At 72.5% G+C, this 16611-nt stretch carries 15 protein-coding genes and 1 tRNA gene; 6 read left to right on the top strand and 10 right to left on the bottom strand.

Annotated elements, in window-relative coordinates; genetic code table 11:
• The first annotated feature begins 4 nt into the window (after positions 1–4).
• The 4 genes from ACIP6W_RS10730 (at position 5) to ACIP6W_RS10715 (ending at position 2695) form a co-directional block, all read left to right on the top strand.
• Positions 5–78 (top strand) — tRNA-Ile (locus ACIP6W_RS10730).
• 7 nt (positions 79–85) lie between these two features.
• On the top strand, positions 86–1207 hold the full coding sequence (locus tag ACIP6W_RS10725; protein ID WP_200884164.1) for an AI-2E family transporter: 1122 nt from the start codon (positions 86–88) through the stop codon (positions 1205–1207).
• Complete coding sequence (locus tag ACIP6W_RS10720) at positions 1204–2022, top strand: DUF1684 domain-containing protein (RefSeq protein ID WP_400429397.1); 819 nt, start codon at positions 1204–1206, stop codon at positions 2020–2022. The genes ACIP6W_RS10725 and ACIP6W_RS10720 overlap by 4 nt, the downstream gene beginning before the upstream one ends.
• 193 nt (positions 2023–2215) lie before the next feature.
• Complete coding sequence (locus ACIP6W_RS10715) at positions 2216–2695, top strand: DUF3145 domain-containing protein (RefSeq protein ID WP_081984811.1); 480 nt, start codon at positions 2216–2218, stop codon at positions 2693–2695.
• Positions 2696–3008: 313 nt separating this feature from the next.
• Here ACIP6W_RS10715 and ACIP6W_RS10710 read toward each other — a convergent pair whose 3' ends face one another.
• The 6 genes from ACIP6W_RS10710 to aceE form a co-directional block, all read right to left on the bottom strand.
• A complete protein-coding gene (locus ACIP6W_RS10710) occupies positions 3009–4253 on the bottom strand; it encodes a beta-ketoacyl synthase (protein ID WP_066653928.1) in 1245 nt (414 codons plus the stop codon).
• A gap of 181 nt (positions 4254–4434) precedes the next feature.
• A complete protein-coding gene (locus tag ACIP6W_RS10705; RefSeq protein WP_058729431.1) occupies positions 4435–4683 on the bottom strand; it encodes an acyl carrier protein in 249 nt (82 codons plus the stop codon).
• A gap of 91 nt (positions 4684–4774) precedes the next feature.
• Complete coding sequence (locus ACIP6W_RS10700) at positions 4775–5830, bottom strand: beta-ketoacyl-ACP synthase III (protein WP_200884140.1); 1056 nt, start codon at positions 5828–5830, stop codon at positions 4775–4777.
• Positions 5827–6819: an ACP S-malonyltransferase gene (locus ACIP6W_RS10695; RefSeq protein ID WP_400429393.1), complete on the bottom strand. Its 993-nt coding sequence runs from the start codon at positions 6817–6819 to the stop codon at positions 5827–5829. The genes ACIP6W_RS10700 and ACIP6W_RS10695 overlap by 4 nt, the downstream gene beginning before the upstream one ends.
• Before the next feature lie 89 nt (positions 6820–6908).
• Complete coding sequence (locus tag ACIP6W_RS10690) at positions 6909–8111, bottom strand: CdaR family transcriptional regulator (protein ID WP_200884165.1); 1203 nt, start codon at positions 8109–8111, stop codon at positions 6909–6911.
• 34 nt (positions 8112–8145) lie between these two features.
• Positions 8146–10890: a pyruvate dehydrogenase (acetyl-transferring), homodimeric type gene (gene aceE, locus ACIP6W_RS10685; protein ID WP_251160094.1), complete on the bottom strand. Its 2745-nt coding sequence runs from the start codon at positions 10888–10890 to the stop codon at positions 8146–8148.
• Positions 10891–11127: 237 nt separating this feature from the next.
• On the opposite strand from aceE, the gene ACIP6W_RS10680 reads away from it, so the two are divergent.
• Both ACIP6W_RS10680 and ACIP6W_RS10675 read left to right on the top strand, forming a co-directional pair.
• Entirely contained in the window at positions 11128–11616 is a 489-nt protein-coding gene (locus ACIP6W_RS10680; RefSeq protein WP_066653934.1) for a peroxiredoxin, read from the top strand.
• A 32-nt stretch (positions 11617–11648) separates the two neighbouring features.
• Positions 11649–12521 (top strand): alpha/beta fold hydrolase, encoded by an 873-nt coding sequence (locus tag ACIP6W_RS10675; protein ID WP_400429390.1) that lies wholly within the window; start codon positions 11649–11651, stop codon positions 12519–12521.
• Between the two features lie 73 nt (positions 12522–12594).
• On the opposite strand, the gene ACIP6W_RS10670 is transcribed toward ACIP6W_RS10675, so the two are convergent.
• Genes ACIP6W_RS10670 through ACIP6W_RS10655 form a run of 4 tightly spaced genes read right to left on the bottom strand, consistent with a single transcriptional unit; the run spans position 12595 to position 16608 of the window.
• Positions 12595–14175, bottom strand: coding sequence for an alpha/beta hydrolase (locus ACIP6W_RS10670; protein ID WP_311205322.1), 1581 nt, complete (start codon positions 14173–14175; stop codon positions 12595–12597).
• On the bottom strand, positions 14172–15113 hold the full coding sequence (locus ACIP6W_RS10665; RefSeq protein ID WP_209682971.1) for an amino acid--[acyl-carrier-protein] ligase: 942 nt from the start codon (positions 15111–15113) through the stop codon (positions 14172–14174). The genes ACIP6W_RS10670 and ACIP6W_RS10665 overlap by 4 nt, the downstream gene beginning before the upstream one ends.
• Complete coding sequence (locus ACIP6W_RS10660; RefSeq protein WP_400429387.1) at positions 15110–16324, bottom strand: acyl-CoA dehydrogenase family protein; 1215 nt, start codon at positions 16322–16324, stop codon at positions 15110–15112. Before ACIP6W_RS10660 ends, ACIP6W_RS10665 begins: the two co-directional genes overlap by 4 nt.
• Entirely contained in the window at positions 16321–16608 is a 288-nt protein-coding gene (locus ACIP6W_RS10655) for an acyl carrier protein (RefSeq protein WP_209682965.1), read from the bottom strand. The genes ACIP6W_RS10660 and ACIP6W_RS10655 overlap by 4 nt, the downstream gene beginning before the upstream one ends.
• Positions 16609–16611 lie beyond the last annotated feature (3 nt).

Raw genomic sequence — 16611 nt, 5'->3', positions numbered from 1 at the left:
ACGAGGGGCGGTAGCCAAGCTGGTCAAGGCACTCGGCTCATAACCGAACGATCGCGGGTTCAAGTCCCGCCCGCCCTACGTGCACCTGCCGCGACGACGTGAGACCCCCGACGACCACGCGCCGACCCCGAACGTGACGTTCGAGGCGACCCGGGTCGGCACCGGCGTGCGCGTGAACGCGTTCCGCATCGGCTTCATGGGAGCCCTGGGCGTGCTCATCGCCCTGCTGGCCGGCGTGATCGTCCAGCAGCTCAGCACGGTCCTGGTCTACATCGGCGTCGCGCTCTTCCTGTCGCTGGGCATCGACCCGCTGGTGTCCTTCCTCGAACGGTTCATCCCGCGCTGGTCGGCGATCACGATCGTCGTCGTGGGTGTCCTGTCCGCCTTCGCCGGCGTCGTGTTCGCGGTCGTCCCGATCCTCATCCAGCAGGCGACGAACCTCGTCCAGAACTTCCCGGAGATCGTCCAGGACATCTCGCAGCAGGAGTGGGTCCAGGACCTGTCACAGCAGTTCGCCGGCGCCGTCGACGTCAACCACGCGCTGGAGTCGCTGCAGTCCTTCGTGGAGGACCCGGGCAACCTCCTCAGCCTCGGTGGCGGGATCCTGGCGGTCGGCAGCGGCATCCTGTCCGGCCTGACCGGCGCGATCATCGTCATCATCCTGATGCTGTACTTCCTGGCGTCGATGCGGGGCCTGAAGTCGATGGCCTACCGCTTCGTGCCGGCGACACGTCGGCAGAACTTCGTCGACGTCAGCGAGCAGATCACCCAGGCCGTCGGCCGCTACGTCGTCGGACAGATCAGCCAGGCGCTGATCAACGGCATCCTCAGCCTCGTGTTCCTGCTCATCATCGGTGCACCGCTGCCCGTGCTGCTGGCGACCTTCGCGTTCCTGGGCTCGCTCATCCCGCTCGTCGGCACCCTCGCCGCGGCGGTCGTCATCTCCCTGCTCTGCCTGTTCGCCTCGCCGGCCACGGCGCTCGCGGCCGCGATCTACTACCTCGTCTACATGCAGGTCGAGGCGTACCTCATCTCCCCGCGCATCATGTCGCGCGCGGTGCAGGTGCCGGGCGCCCTGGTGGTCATCGCCGCGGTCGCCGGTGGCACGATCGGCGGGGTCCTCGGGGCGCTCGTCGCCGTGCCGGTCGCCGCGTCGGTGATCATCATCGTGCAGAAGGTCATCTACCCCCGCCAGGAGCAGTCGTGAGCACCGTCGACCCGGACCTGGCCGAGCACGTCGCGGCCCGCGATGCCTGGGCCCGCAGCGCGCGCGGCCCGCTCGCCCTGGTGAACGCGCAGCACGTCGACCGCCCGCAGCCCGTGTGGCCGGTCGCCGGGCAGTGGGCGCCGGTCCCCGGCGGTCTCACCGTCACCGCCGCGGCGGCGGACGGCGTCGTGGTCGACGGCGTCCCGGTGGACGGCACGGTGCTGGTCGCCGGTGACACCGCCGTCGTTCCGTCGACCGTCGCCTTCGCCGACGGGCTCGCCGGCACGGTGCACGGCTCCACGCTCCGCGTCTGGGACCCGGCCTCCGACGCGGTCTCCCGCTTCGCACGCATCGCGCGGTTCGCGCCGCGGCCGGGCGGGTGGGTCACGGCCGGCAGGTACGAACCCTGGTCCGGTCAGGAGGCACCCGGTCACCTCACCGACGCCGCCGGCGACCCCCTGCCCGTCGCCGGGACGATCGAGACCACGGTGGACGACGTTCCCGTGCGGCTCACCGCGGTGCGGTCCGCGCCGTTCCACGGCCGGCCGCGGTTGCAGCTCATCGTGCAGGACACCACCAGCGCCCTGCCCGAGGGCGACCCGGGCAGCTCGTACTCGATGGGACGCTTCCTGTACCTGCCCGAGCCCGACGGCGCGGCCGAGGTCGTGCTCGACTGGGACCGGCTCGTCCTGCCGCCCTGCGCGTTCTCGTACCAGTACGCCTGCCCGGTGCCCCCGGAGGAGAACCGCCTCCCGGTCGCACTCACCGCGGGAGAGCGGCACCCCGTCGACGAGCAGGGCGCCGTCCTGCACTGAGGCCCGCCCGGTCCGCCCGCGCGGTCTGCGCGCCGGGTGTGGCGTTCCCAGCGCGGACGCTGCATAATGGGCGTGTCCGCAGGGACATCACAATCTGATACCGATGGTTCCGCTACCGGGACTCCGCACCACAGGTCGATGGGGAAGTCGCACCTGACGAAGCGGAGGAATCGTGAACGGAACGACGACAGGGGTGCTGTACGTGCACTCCTCACCACGCGCGCTCTGCCCGCACGTCGAATGGGCAGCCGGTCGCGCGATGAGCCGCGCCGTGAACTTCTCGTGGCTCGACCAGCCCGCACTCGACGGCTCCCGCCGGACGGAGTTCACGTGGACGGGCCAGGTCGGCACCGGTGCGGCGATCGCCTCTGCCCTGCGCGGGTGGGAGCACCTGCGCTACGAGGTCACCGAGGAACCGACCGCGCAGTCCGACGGCGGGCGGTGGATGCACACGCCCGACCTCGGCGTCTTCTTCGCGCAGACCGACGTGTCCGGAAACATGGTCGTCCCCGAGGACCGTGTGCGCTACGCCATGGAGGTCGCCGGCAGCAACGCACTCGAACTCCACCGCGAACTCCGTCTCGCCCTCGGGCAGGCCTGGGACGACGAGCTCGAGCCCTTCCGGCACGCCGCCGAGGGCAACCCCGTCGTCTGGCTGCACCGCGTCGGCTGACCCCGCCCGCGCCCTCCGCACCACTCGGACGCCGCCCGCTCCCTCCGGAGTCGGCGGCGTCCGTCGTCCCCGCGTGCGGCACGCCTGTCGTCGAGGAGCTGTGCCCTGGCCTCGTTCAGGTCGCACGACGTGCCGCCTGCGGACGTCCCGGTCGCAGGACACGCCGTCGTCGCGGAACATGAGCGGCAGGTCGTGGGACCGGAACGGCCCGGGCACCGGCGGCCGAGGGGCGGACCCAGCCCGTGACGGACGGAGGCCCGCCCTGCGGACGCAGGACGGGCCTCCAGGCCGACGACGGGTCGGCGACGACGGATCAGGCCGTGCGGAACGCCACCACGGCGTTGTGCCCGCCGAACCCGAACGAGTTGCTCACCGCGAGCAGGTCGCCTGCGGGCAGCTCGCGCGGCGCGGTCGCGACGTCCATCACGATCTCCGGGTCCTGCTCGGTCAGGTTGATCGTCGGCGGCGCGACGCGCTGGTGCAGCGCCATCACCGTGAACGCGGCCTCGATCGCACCCGCACCGCCGAGCAGGTGCCCCGTCGACGCCTTGGTGGCCGAGACGACCACGTTGTCGAGGTGGTCGCCGAAGACGCGGCGCATCGCGTGGTACTCGGCCACGTCGCCGACCGGGGTCGAGGTGGCGTGGGCGTTGACGTGGACGACGTCCTCGCGGGCGGCGTCGGCGTGCTCGAGCGCCGTGATGACCGCGCGGGCGGCGGCGCTGCCCTCGGGGTCCGGCGCGGTGATGTGGAAGGCGTCCGAGGTGATCCCGGCACCGGCGACCTCGGCGTAGATCGTCGCGCCGCGGGCCTCTGCGTGCTCCTTCGACTCGAGGATGAGCGCTGCGGCGCCGTCGCCGAGCACGAAGCCGTCGCGCGTGACGTCGTACGGACGCGAGGCCGTCTCGGGGGAGTCGTTCCGTCGCGAGAGTGCCTGCATCGCGGCGAACGCGGCGAGGGGCAGCGGGTGCAGTGCGGCCTCGGCGCCACCGGTGATGACGATGTCGGCGTCGCCGTCGGCGATGTGGCGGTAGGCCTCGGCCAGCGACTCGGTGGACGAGGCGCAGGCGGAGAGGTACGTGCGGGCACCGCCGCGCGCGCCGAACTCCATCTCGATGGCGGCGGCGGGGCCGTTCGCCATGAGCATCGGGACCGTCATCGGCATGACGCGACGCGGACCCTTCTCGCGCAGGGTGTCCCAGGCGTCGAGGAGCGTGTTGACGCCGCCGATGCCGGTCGCCCAGTCGACGACGAGGCGCTCGGGGACGACGGTCTCGGGGTCGATGCCGGCGTCGGCCCAGGCCTCACGAGCGGCGACGAGCGACAGCTGCGAGGAGGGGTCGAGGCGCTTGGTCTCCGGGCGCGTGAGCTGGTCCGTGAGGAAGCGGCGTGCCTGGCCGGCGAACTCGACGGGGATCTCGAGCGACGAGTAGCGCTCGTCCTCGATGCGGGTGATGCCGGACCCGCCGGCGAGCAGCGCGTCCCAGGTCTCCGGGGCGGTCGCGGCGAGGGGTGTGATCGCACCGATCCCGGTGACGACGACGGTCTTCTTGGTCATGGAACGACGTGTCTTTCGTGTGGACTGGTCGAGCGCCGGTGGACGCCCGTCCGTGTGGTCGAGCGCCGGTGGGCGCCCGTCCGGTGTGGTCGAGCGCCGGTGGGAGCTCCACCGCTGGTGGACGAGGTGAGCGCCGCGGCCCGCGGGATCTGCGCGGTCCGCGGCGCTCAGGAAGCTCGCGTCAGGCCTGGGCCTTCGTGATGTAGTCGACGGCGTCGCCCACGGTCTTGAGGTTCTTGACCTCTTCGTCCGGGATCTTCACGTCGAACTTCTCCTCGGCGTTCACGACGATGGTCATCATCGAGATCGAGTCGATGTCGAGGTCGTCGGTGAACGACTTGTCGGCGGCGACGGTGTCGGTCGCGATGCCGGTCTCGTCGTTGATCAGCTCGGCCAGGCCGGCGAGGACTTCTTCGTTGGACAGGGCCATGGGTGTTCTCCTTGAGGGGGGTGTCGTTTGACCGTGGACCAGCCTAGGGCACGAGTGGTACGGGTGCCCGGAGCCGAGCCGGGATGGGGGACTAGGGGAGGACGACGACCTGCGCGCCGAACACGAGACCGGCACCGAAGCCGATCTGCAGCGCGAGACCGCCGGAGAGCTCGGGGTGCTCCTCGAGCAGGCGGTGCGTGGCGAGCGGGATGCTCGCGGCGGAGGTGTTGCCGGTGGTGGTGATGTCGCGGGCGATCGTCACCGTCTCGGGCAGGCCGAGCTGCTTGGCGAACTCGTCGATGATGCGGATGTTCGCCTGGTGCGGCACGAACGCGGCGAGGTCCTCCGGACGGACGCCAGCGGTCTCGAGCGCCTGCCGCGCGACCTTGACCATCTCCCAGACGGCCCAGCGGAACACCGTCTGACCGGCCTGGCGCATCGTGGGACGCGGGGCTCCGGCGGCCCACTCGTTGTACGTCGCCGTCATGCCGATGGCGTCCCACTTCGAGCCGTCCGAGCCCCAGATCGTCGGGGCGATGCCGGGGAAGTCGCTCGGGCCGACGATCGCGGCACCCGCACCGTCACCGAGCAGGAACGAGATCGAGCGGTCGGTCGGGTCGACGACGTCGCTGAGCTTCTCGGCCCCGACGACCAGCACGTGGTCGGCGAGCCCGGACTTGATGAACGAGTCGGCCTGGGCGATGCCGTACGCGTAGCCGGCGCAGGCCGCGCTGACGTCGTAGGCCGCCGCGGGCGTCGCGCCGATGCGCTCCGCGAGCAACGACGCCATCGACGGCGTCGCCACGGTGTGGGTGACGGTGCTGACGAGCACGACGCCGACCTGCTCGGGCGTGATGCCGGCCTTCTCGATGGCCTCGCGCGCCGCGGCCTCGGCGAGGTCGACCGCCTCGACGTCGGCGCCGGCACGCTTGCGCGTCACGATGCCGGTGCGCTGGCGGATCCACTCGTCGGAGGAGTCGATCGGACCGACGAGGTCCTCGTTCGGCACGACGTGCTCACCGCGGGCGGCACCGAACGCCATGATGCGGGTGTACTCGTGGCCGCGACGCTGCTGCAGCACCGGACGGGAGGCGCGGGGCGCGTCGGTCCCGTCGGCTGCGGGGGACGGCGTGGTGGCGTCGGTCATGCGGTTGCGTCTGCTTCCTCGCCTGCGGGCTGCTCGCCCACCGGCTGATCGTCCGGGACGGCTGCTGCGCGCGCGTCCTGCTCGAGGAGCTCGACGGCGGCGGGCAGGTCGTCGGGGGTCTTGACGGCGACGGTGGGCGTGCCGCGCAGGCCACGCTTGGCCAGCCCGACGAGCGCGCCCGCCGGCGCGAGTTCGATGATGCCGGTGACACCGGCGGCGGAGAAGGACGCCATGACGGCGTCCCAGTGCACGGGGCTCGCGATCTGGCGGACCATCAGGTCGACGAACCGTCGGCCGTCGTCCACGCGCGATCCGTCGGCGTTCGTCCAGATCGGCAGCGTCGGGTCCTGCACCGACGCCCCGGCCGCGACCGGTGCGACCCGGTCGACCGCGGGGGCCATGTACCGCGTGTGGAAGGCGCCGGCGACGGCGAGCGGCACGACCCGGGCGCGAGCCGGCGGATCGGCGGCCAGTGCTGCGACGGCGGCGGCGGGACCGGCGACGACGGTCTGGCCGCCGCCGTTGTGGTTGGCCGGCACGAGCCCGTGCTGCTCGAGGGCTGCGGCGACCGCGTCGGCGTCGCCGCCGAGCACGGCGGCCATCGACGTCGGCTCCAGCGCTGCGGCGTCCGCCATCGCCCGGCCGCGCTCGGCGACCAGCGCGACGGCGTCGGTCGGCTCGAGGATCCCGGCGACACCGGCGGCGGTGAACTCGCCGACCGAGTGTCCGGCGACGCCACCGACCAGGGCACGACGGCCGTCGGCGAGCAGGGCGTCGGCGGTGACGAGCCCGGCAGCCACGATGAGCGGCTGCGCGAGGGCGGTGTCCTTGATGGTGTCCGCGTCGGAGTTCGTGCCGTGCTCGACGAGGTCGACGCCGATCGCCTCGGACCACGCTCCGACGCGGTCACGGACGGCGGAGTCCTCGAGCCAGGGGGCGAGGAAGCCGGGGGTCTGGGAGCCCTGTCCGGGCGCGACGACGACGATCACCGGTCAATCCTCGTCGCCGCGCCGCTGTCGGCCCGTGTGGACATCCGACAGCGATCCGGCGGGGACGTTGTGCGATCCCTACCGTCGGGTCAGCGACGCGGCGGCAGGCGCCGTCGACCGGCGTTCGACTCGGACATCGCGCCGAGGATGAGCGCCGACTGCACGATCAGGGCGTCACGCGCGTGGGTGGCGTCCCACCCGATGACGTCGGCGACGCGGCGGAGCCGGTAGCGCACGGTGTTCGGGTGCACGAACAGCTCGCGCGCCGTCGCCTCGAGCGACCGGCCGGTGTCGAGGTAGCACCAGAGCGTCTGCAGGAGCTCGGTCGACTGGTCCTTGAGGGGGACGTAGATGCGCTGCACCAGTGCCGACCGAGCGAGCGGGTCACCCGCCAGGGCCCGCTCCGGCAGCAGGTCGTCGGCGAGTGCCGGACGGGGAGCACCGCGCCACGCCCGTGCGACGGCGAACCCGGCGAGGGCGCCCTTCGCGCTGGTCGAGGCGTCGACGACCCCGGGGACCTCGTTGCCGAGCACCAGGTGCCCCTCGCCGAACGACGGTTCGAGGGCCTGGGCGATGGCGGTGAAGGACACCGGCTCCTCGCCCTCGGGGACGTCGTCACGCGGGGTGGCCCGCCCGATGACGACCACGAGCCGAGAGCCCTGCACGCCGATGAGCACGTCGGCGTCCATGTGGCGCGCGGTGCGGCGGATCTGGTCGACCTCGAGCTGCTTCGGTGCGTTCCCGACGAGCACCGCGACCTCGCCGTGGCCGTGCCAGCCGAGCGCGGCGATGCGGGAGGGCAGCTCGTCGTCGTACTCGCCCGACAGGATCGAGTCGACGACCAGTGCCTCGAGCCGGGCGTCCCACAGGCCGCGGGCCTCGGCGGCGCGGGCGTAGACGTCGGCCGCTGCGAAGGCGATGTCCCGCGAGTACTTCAGGATCGCTTCCTGGAGCATCTCGTCGTCCTTCGCGCGCTCCTCGACCACGGTCACCACGACGCGGATGAGCTGCAGCGTCTGCTGCAGGCTCACCGAACGCAGGAGCTCACGCGGGGCGGACCCGAAGACGTCGGCGGCGGCGATCCACGGGGTCGACGCGGTGCCCTCGAGCCAGGAGATGAACGAGGTGATCCCCGCCTGGGCGACGAGGCCCACGGCGGACCGGCGCCCCGGGGGCATCTCGCTGTACCACGGCAGGGTGTCCTCGAGCCGCTTGATCGTGGCGGTCGAGAGTTCGCCCGACACCTGCCGGAGCCAGGAGAGCGCGCGTTCGCGGTCCCTCTCCTGGCCCACGGCAGCGTCGGTGCGGGGTGTGCTCACCGGCGGATCAGGCCTCTCCGCCCGCGCTGCCGGTCGTGCCGGCGTTGACGTCGTGCAGGCGGTACTTGTCGATCGCCTGCTGGACGACGGCGTGGTCGACCTTGCCCTGCTTCGCGAGCTGCTGCAGCGTCCGCACCACGACGGACGGACCGTCGATGTGGAAGAAGCGGCGTGCCGCCGGACGGGTGTCCGAGAAGCCGAAGCCGTCGGCACCGAGCGTCGCGTAGTCGGTCGGGACGAACGGACGGATCTGCTCCTGCACGGCGTGCATGAAGTCGCTCACCGCCACGACCGGCCCCTCGGTGCCGAGCAGGCGCTCGGTCACGTACGGGGTGCGCGGCTGCTCGTTCGGGTTGAGGAACGCCTGCTGCTCGGCGTCGAGACCGTCACGGGTGAGCTCGCCCCAGCTCGTGACGCTCCAGACGTCGGCGGACACGCCCCAGTCCTCGGCGAGGAGCTGCTGCGCCTCGAGGATCCACGGCACCGCGACGCCGGACGCGAGCAGCTGGGCCTTCGGGCCGTCGTGCTCGCTCGGCTTGAGCAGGTACATGCCCTTGACGATGCCCTCGACGTCGACGCCCTCGGGCTCGGCGGGCTGCACGAGCGGCTCGTTGTAGACCGTCAGGTAGTACATGACGTTCGGGTCGTCGTGGGACGGCGAGCCGTCCTCGTTCGTCCCGTACATGCGCTCGAGGCCGGACCGGACGATGTGCCCGATCTCGTAGCCGTAGGCCGGGTCGTAGGACACGACCGCCGGGTTCGTCGCCGCGAGGAGCGGCGAGTGACCGTCGGCGTGCTGCAGGCCCTCGCCGGTCAGCGTGGTGCGCCCTGCGGTGGCACCGATCATGAAGCCGCGGACCATCTGGTCACCGGCGGCCCAGATCGCGTCGCCGGTGCGCTGGAACCCGAACTGCGAGTAGAAGACGTAGACCGGGATGAGCGGTTCGCCCTGCGTCGAGTACGAGGACCCGACGGCGGTGAAGGCCGCGAGGGCGCCCGCCTCGTTGATGCCGACGTGGATGATCTGGCCCTGCGGGCTCTCCTTGTAGGCCAGGAGCAGCTCGCGGTCGACCGACGTGTAGTGCTGGCCGTTCGGGTTGTAGATCTTCGCGGTCGGGAAGTACGCGTCCATGCCGAACGTGCGCGCCTCGTCCGGGATGATCGGCACCACGCGGTTGCCGAAGTCCGGGGAGCGGAGCAGGTCCTTCAGCAGGCGGGCGAACGCCATCGTCGTGGCGACCTCCTGCTTGCCGGAGCCCTTCTTCACGACCTGGTACTTCGACTCCTCCGGCAGCGTGAACTGCGTGTACTTCGTCCGACGCTCCGGCACGTACCCGCCGAGCTCGCGGCGACGCTCGTGCATGTACTGGATCGCCTCGTCGTCGTGACCGGGGTGGTAGTACGGCGGGGTGTAGGGGTCCTCGTCGAGCTGTGCGTCGGAGATCGGGATGCGCATCTCGTCGCGGAACTGCTTGAGGTTGTCGAGCGTGAGCTTCTTCATCTGGTGGGTCGCGTTGCGCCCCTCGAAGCTCGGGCCGAGGCCGTAGCCCTTGACCGTCTTCGCCAGGATGACCGTCGGCTGGCCCTTGTGCTCGGTCGCGGCCTTGAACGCGGCGTAGACCTTGCGGTAGTCGTGCCCGCCGCGCTTGAGGTTCCAGATCTGGTCGTCCGTGTAGCCCTCGACGAGCTCGAGCGCCTTCGGGTCGCGCCCGAAGAAGTTCTCGCGGACGTAGGCGCCGTTCTCGGCCTTGTAGGTCTGGTAGTCGCCGTCCGGCGTCGCGTTCATCAGGTTGAGGAGCGCGCCCTCGGTGTCGCGGGCGAGCAGGTCGTCCCACTCGCGGCCCCAGACGACCTTGATGACGTTCCAGCCCGCGCCGCGGAAGAACGCCTCGAGCTCCTGGATGATCTTGCCGTTGCCGCGGACGGGTCCGTCGAGGCGCTGGAGGTTGCAGTTGATGACGAAGTTCAGGTTGTCGAGCCCGTCGTTCGCCGCGACCTGCAGCTGCCCGCGCGACTCGACCTCGTCCATCTCGCCGTCGCCGAGGAACGCCCAGACCTGCTGGTCGGAGGCGTCCTTGATGCCGCGGTTGGACAGGTACTTGGCCTGCTGGGCCTGGTAGATCGCGTTGATCGGGCCGATGCCCATCGACACGGTCGGGAACTGCCAGAAGTGCGGCATGAGGCGCGGGTGCGGGTAGGACGACAGTCCACCGCCCGCGTGCGACTTCTCCTGGCGGAAGCCGTCGAGCTGGTCCTCGCTGAGGCGGCCCTCCATGTAGGCGCGGGCGTACATGCCGGGGGAGGCGTGGCCCTGGAAGAAGACCTGGTCACCGCCGGACGGGTGGTCCTGCGCGCGGAAGAAGTGGTTGTAGCCGACCTCGTACATCGCGGCGCTCGACGCGTACGTCGAGATGTGCCCACCGACCGCGACGCCGGGGCGCTGGGCGCGGTGCACCGTGATCGCGGCGTTCCACCGGATCCACCGGCGGTAGCGGCGCTCGAGTTCCTCGTCACCGGGGAACTCCGGCTCGTCCTCGGGCGCGATCGTGTTGACGTAGTCGGTCGTCGGGACCATCGGCACGCCGAGGTGCAGCTCGTTCGAGCGCTTCAGCAGGCTCTGCATGATCTCGCGGGCCCGCTGGTGGCCGTGCGTCGCGACGAGTCCGTCGAGCGACTCACGCCACTCTGCGGTCTCCTCCGGGTCCTGGTCGGTCCCTGCGGTGCTGCGCGGGTCCTGGTCGTTCACCGTCACCCTTGACCTCGTTCGTTCTCGTGGTGGTGGACATGGGGGCCACCGATGGTCGGGTCACGACCGGTCGGAGCCCACACCACCTTAGGCCCCACGACCGACGCCTTCGCTGATGGTGTCGTGCAGGTGGTACTTGCGTCCTGGTGCGGTCGGCGTACGATTGCCGATCGTGCACGGACGACCCGCACGTGCGCACGCGACACGGGCACACCCCACGCCCGAGGAAGAAGCAGCGCACCGATGGCCCTGGAGATCGGCTCCCTCGCGCCGGACTTCGAGCTCCCGAACCAGTTCGGCGAGCACGTCCGCCTCAGCGACTTCCGTGGCGTCCGCCCGGTCGCCCTCGTCTTCTTCCCGCTGGCGTTCTCGTCCGGCTGCACGAACGAGCTCTGCACCCTGCAGGACAACATCGCGATGTTCGAGGACCAGCGGGTCGAGCTGATCGGCATCTCCGTCGACTCGAAGGCCACGCTCCGCTCGTTCGCCGAGACGCACGGCTACGACTTCGAGCTGCTCGCCGACTTCTGGCCGCACGGCGCGGTGTCGAAGGAGTACGGCGTGTTCCTCGACAAGAAGGGCTTCGCGACCCGCGCGACGTTCGTCATCGACGTGCACGGTCGCATCAAGGCGTCGATCATCACCGAGCCCGGGCTGCAGCGCGACGTCGCCGAGTACCGCGAGGCGCTCGACCGTCTCGCCGCGTGCACCGCGCCGGTCCCGGTCGCCTGACCGTCCCCGCGAGCCCCTACGCACCCTGGCCGGTGACCGACGCGGCCGCCGCGTGGTCGCTCCGGAGCACCACGGTGCCCACCAGCAGCGGGCCCGTGGTGGTGCACCACCGTCCCGGTGCCGACCCGGTGCTGCTGCTCCACGGCGTGGCGGGGTCGTGGACGACCTGGACGCCGTTGCTGGCCGCCGCCGGTGGTGTCGGCGCGCGGGGTCTCGTGCTCGTCGACCTGCCCGGGTGGGGGTCCTCGCCGGCGCCCGCGGGGCCGTTCACCGTGGACGACGGCGTCCGCGTGCTGCTGGAGGTCCTCGACGCCCTCGCCGTGGGGTCGGTCGACGTCGTCGGGCACTCGATGGGCGCGTTCGTCGCGCTCCACCTCGCCGTGGTCGCTCCCGAGCGCGTCGGGTCGCTCGGGCTCGTGTCGGGCACGACGACCGCGACCGTGCGGGCCTCCGGCCGACCCTGGCGTGCGCTCGCGTCCCTCCCCGCGTTCACGCTGCTGCGGGCCGGGCTCCTCGTGACGGGTCGTCGGGCGAGGGCGATCCTCCGTGGCACCGCCCGCGTCGGACTCCTGCCGCTCGTCGCCGCACCCGTGTTCGCGCACGTCCGTCGACTGGACCCGAGTGTCCTCGACGCCTTCGTCGACGAGTTCCGGCCCGAGCGCTTCACGGCTGCCGCCCGGGACGCCGCCGGCTACGACGTCGACCGCTGGCGCTCGGTCGGCTGCCCGGTGACTGCGGTGCTCGGCCGCGGGGACGTCTTCGCCCGGGTGTCCGACCTCGACGACCTGCGCGGCCTGGTGCCGGGAGCCCGGACGGCCGTGCTCGACGACTGCGGGCACTTCGCACACGTCGAGCACCCCGGTGCCGTGGCGGCGTTCCTCGGACTCACCTCCGCACCGGCCTGACGGGTCGGGCCGTTCCGCAGCGGTCGTCCGACGGCGCCGCGCCCCCAGCGCGGCCGTGCGAGCGCGGCCCCGCTCAGCCCGCCACTGCCCCGGCGGGGAACGTCTCCGCGATGCGGGACCGCACCTCGGTCACCACCGCGCGTCGCATCGCCGGCGAGAACAGCGCGTGGTCGCCGTCCGGGACCTCCACGACCGAGACCTTCGCACCCCAGCGGCGGACGGCGCGACGGCCGCCGTACCGCTCGAAGCGTTCGATGTCCTCCGGCGCCGCGACCACGACGACGTCAGTGCCGTGCTCGACGATCGGGCCGAGGTGGCCGACGACGCCGCCGAGCGCCCCGCGGCGGGCGATCGCGTCGCGGACCCGCGCCGGGACGAGGCGGTTGTAGGGAGCGCGGAGCGCGCGACGGAGCCGGGACGCGTCGGCCACCGCCTGCGCGGACCCGGCGTACGAGCCCGGAGCCGCGGGCGTGCGGCGGTAGTCGTTCGGACTGATCTCCACCACGAGCCGCGGGTGCTCGTCGACCGCGCGGCCGGCGAGCCACGCACCGGCGCACATGCCGACGATGGCGAGCCGCTCGGAGGGGACCCGCAACGCCGCGACCACCTCGTGCTGGTCGTCGACCCACTCCTGCGCGAACAGGAAGGCGTCCTCGTCGGCGCGCACGTCCGAGCTCTCCCCGGTACCCCGCCGGTCGACGCGCACGACGCGGGCGCCGTCACGGGCCAGCGTCCGCGCGAGGGCGACCTGGTAGTCGACGGCGCCGGTCCGGTGCTCGGCGCCGCCGTTGTGGAGCAGCACCACCGGGGCGTCCTCGTCCTGGGCGGAGGACACGGTCTCGACGGCGAAGAGCCCGTCCGGGCCGATGCGGAGCACCCGCTCGGACACGCGGTCGTCGACGTCCAGCACCTCGTCGAGCGCGGGCGGGGTCGTCGGAGCAGCGGTGGCGGGTGCCCAGGCGTCCAGCCGACCGACCACGGCGTCGACGGCGTCCGCCGGGATCCGGGCGTCGATGCTCGTGCCGTCGAGGAGCTCGGCGGTGCCGTCCACCTCGAGGACCTCGACCGGGCCGAGTCCGCGCGGCGGGACGGCACCCGGGCGGACGACGGCGACCGTCGTCGCGGAGCGTGGCGCGTACGCCAGGGCGCCGACGACGGCGGTCTCGGCGGGTCCGAGGTCGATGCCCACGAGCGACTCGACCCCTTCCACGATCCGGTCGGGGCCGATCGTGATCGTCGCGAGCGCCCGCTGCCGTCGCAGCCAGGCACGTCCGGACGCCGGGGCGTCCCAGACGACCAGGGCGTCGTCGTCACCGACGGCGGCGGCCGCGACCAGGGCTGCCGAGGCGAGACCCACGAACGCGATGCGCTCGACCCCCGACCGGCGCAGCACCGCCGCGGCGGCGCGAGCGGACCGGACCTGCGCGTCGGGGTCGCCGTCGTCCGCGGAGTCCCCACGTCCGGACGGGTCGTAGCGCACCGAGGCCACGCCACGGGCCTCCAGGCCGTCCGCCAGCAGCCGCAGCGTGCGGTAGGCGATGACGCCCTCCTGCCCGAGCGGCGGGCAGAGGACCACGCCGGCGCGTGCGGTCGGCGGGAGCTGCACGGCGAGGCGCAGCGCGGGCGACCCCGACCAGCCGTGGTGGGTGGTCACAGCGCCAGGGCCGCGCGGACGTCGGTCGTCCAGCGGTCCGGGTCGGTGCCGTGCGCGGCGAACAGGGCGATCGTGATGCGCTCGAGGCCGAACGCGGTGCAGGCGCTGTGGGCCACCTCGCCGTCGGCGGTGCGGAGACCGAACGACGTGCCGAAGTGGTCCTCGTGCAGGTTCGCCGACGAGATCGCCGTCGCCTCGTGCTCGGGCCCGTACACGGGGGTGACGAACTCGTACTTCAGCGACTGCTCGACCTGGTTCCGGGCGAGCATCTGGCCGACCCGACCGAAGAACGGGTCGTTCGCCGGGACGACGTCGATCGCCAGGCCGAAGGACTCGAGCAGGGCGCGCATGCCCGGGGTGCGGCCGTCGCGGTGCGCCTTCGCCGACTCGGGGGTGCCGACGTGCACGAACTCGTGCATGTGGAAGGCCTGCAGTCGCATCGGGTCGAGCGAGGGCTCGCGGCGGAACGAGTCGCCGACGATGTCGAACGTCCGACCACCGGCCGGCACCGTGTCGCCGATCAGCCCGTACAGCGGGTGGCAGACGGCCGGGGTCAGCATGAGGTCGGCGGGCTCGAGGAACGACTCCCAGCGCTCGCCGCGACCCCGGGCGGCCAGCAGTGCGCGGTGCGTCCGGTCGTCGCCGGTGAAGCCGGAGATCGACGCGGCGAGGTCCGGGAACGACGCGATGTAGTCCGTCCGCTCGAACGCGGCGAGCGGCTCGACCGGCGGGAAGCGCAGGACCTCGGCGTCGAGGTCGGCCTGGCTCCGCACGACGGCGGCGTCGACCGCGCCGTACACGCGCTCGAAGACGCCGGTGCGGCCGTAGAGCCCGGGGGAGCCGAGGTCGACGAGGACCCGGTCGGTGAGCAGACGTCCGCGCAGGTCGGCGCGCGCGGCGTCGAGGTCGGACGTGGTGGTGTGGTCGGTGATGGTCACAGGAGTGCTCCGCTCATGAGTGCCAGTGCGGCGTCGTTCTGCAGGAGCCGGTCGTTGCTCACCATGACGGCGGCTCCGTGGGCGTCCCGGAGGTGTCGGGCGATGCTCAGCGGCCCGGTCGCGGCGAACCCGGCGATGCCGACGATGCGCATCGCGGTCGTCACGATGTCGACGACCCGCTCCGATGCGGCGATCTTCAGGGCGTTGGCGGCGAGTGTGTACGCGGGGGAGCCGAGCACCGTCGCGTCGTCGGCGGACCGGTCGAAGCGCTCCGCGGCGTGACGGACCGCGTCCGCGAGGGTCTGCAGCTCCACCAGGAGCTCGGCGAGCCGGAGGGCTCCCGGAGGGGTCGTCCCGACCGCGGCCCGCGCCTGCTTCCGCACGGCCTGCCGGGCGCGTTCGGCGGCGCCGGCGGCGATGCCGGTCCAGACCGACGCCCACAGCACGTGCGAGACCGGCAGGACCGTCTGCGCCGAGATCGTCGCGTAGTCGTCGCGGAGCACCCGGTCCTCGTGGGTGTCGGCGTCGAGCACCCAGCCGTTGCTGCAGGTGCCGCGGAGACCGAGGGTGTCCCAGGTCGAGGTCTGCGTGAGGGTCGTGTCCTCGGGCAGGCAGACGACGAGACGCTGGTCCGAGGGCGCGGCGTCGGGGTCGCGACGGGCGGTGACGAACACCGCGTCGGCCTCGGTCGCGTAGGAGATGACGGGCGCCTCCTTGTGCAGGTGGATGCGACCAGCGGTGGAGACCTCGATGGCGCAGGTGCTCCGGCGCGCGTCGCCACCGATGCCCTTCTCGGTCGTCGAGGACGCCACGAGCGCTCCGGCCAGGACGGCCTCGGTCATCGCGGTGACACCGAGGCCGACGCCGCCGTGCCGCCAGAGCGCCATCGCCTGTCCGTGGTGCATCGCGAAGACCATCCCGGTCGCGGCGCACGCCCGCCCGAGGGCCGTGGCGATCGTCGAGAGCTCGGCGAGGGTGGCTCCCTCGCCGCCGAGTGCGGTCGGGACGGCGGCCGCCAGGAGGCCGTGCTCCTTCATCGCCGCGATCGCCTCGCGGGGCGGTCGGGCGTCGCGGTCGACCTCGTCGGCGTGCCGGGCGGCGACCTCGGCGACGAGTGCGGCGCGGAGGGCGAAGCGGTCGACGGGCGTGGTCGCTCCGGTCGTGTCCGGGCCGACGGGGACCGACGGGTCGTCCAGGACGGGGGTGCTCACGCTGCTGCCTCCGCGGCGGCCGCGATCGACTCGATCGTGGCGAAGGTCGAGCGGTGCAGCACGGCGTCGGGGAACTCCACGTCGAGCTCGTTCTCCACCGCGAGCATCACGTTCACGGTGGCGTGCGAGGTCAGGCCGAGCGCGTACAGGTCGGCGATCGAGGCGATGTCGGACGCGTCGACGGTGAGGTGTCCGTGGTCGGCGAGGGCCCGTCGGACGGCCTGCTCGGCGCCGGGCGCGGCGAGGGCGACGGGGGCGGGTGCGGAGGTCGGGTCCTGGTGCATGCG

It is taken from the genome of Curtobacterium sp. NPDC088465 (assembly GCF_044753165.1).
In the GTDB taxonomy this organism is placed as follows: Bacteria; Actinomycetota; Actinomycetes; order Actinomycetales; family Microbacteriaceae; genus Curtobacterium.
This window is presented reverse-complemented; position numbering and strand designations above follow the sequence as displayed.

Bases quoted from the DNA above. Each gene is read 5' to 3' on its own strand.
- ACIP6W_RS10710 (WP_066653928.1), bottom strand. From the start codon at position 4,253: ATGACCAAGAAGACCGTCGTCGTCACCGGGATCGGTGCGATCACACCC.
- ACIP6W_RS10705 (WP_058729431.1), bottom strand. From the start codon at position 4,683: ATGGCCCTGTCCAACGAAGAAGTCCTCGCCGGCCTGGCCGAGCTGATC.
- ACIP6W_RS10700 (WP_200884140.1), bottom strand. From the start codon at position 5,830: ATGACCGACGCCACCACGCCGTCCCCCGCAGCCGACGGGACCGACGCG.
- ACIP6W_RS10680 (WP_066653934.1), top strand. From the start codon at position 11,128: ATGGCCCTGGAGATCGGCTCCCTCGCGCCGGACTTCGAGCTCCCGAAC.
- ACIP6W_RS10655 (WP_209682965.1), bottom strand. From the start codon at position 16,608: ATGCACCAGGACCCGACCTCCGCACCCGCCCCCGTCGCCCTCGCCGCG.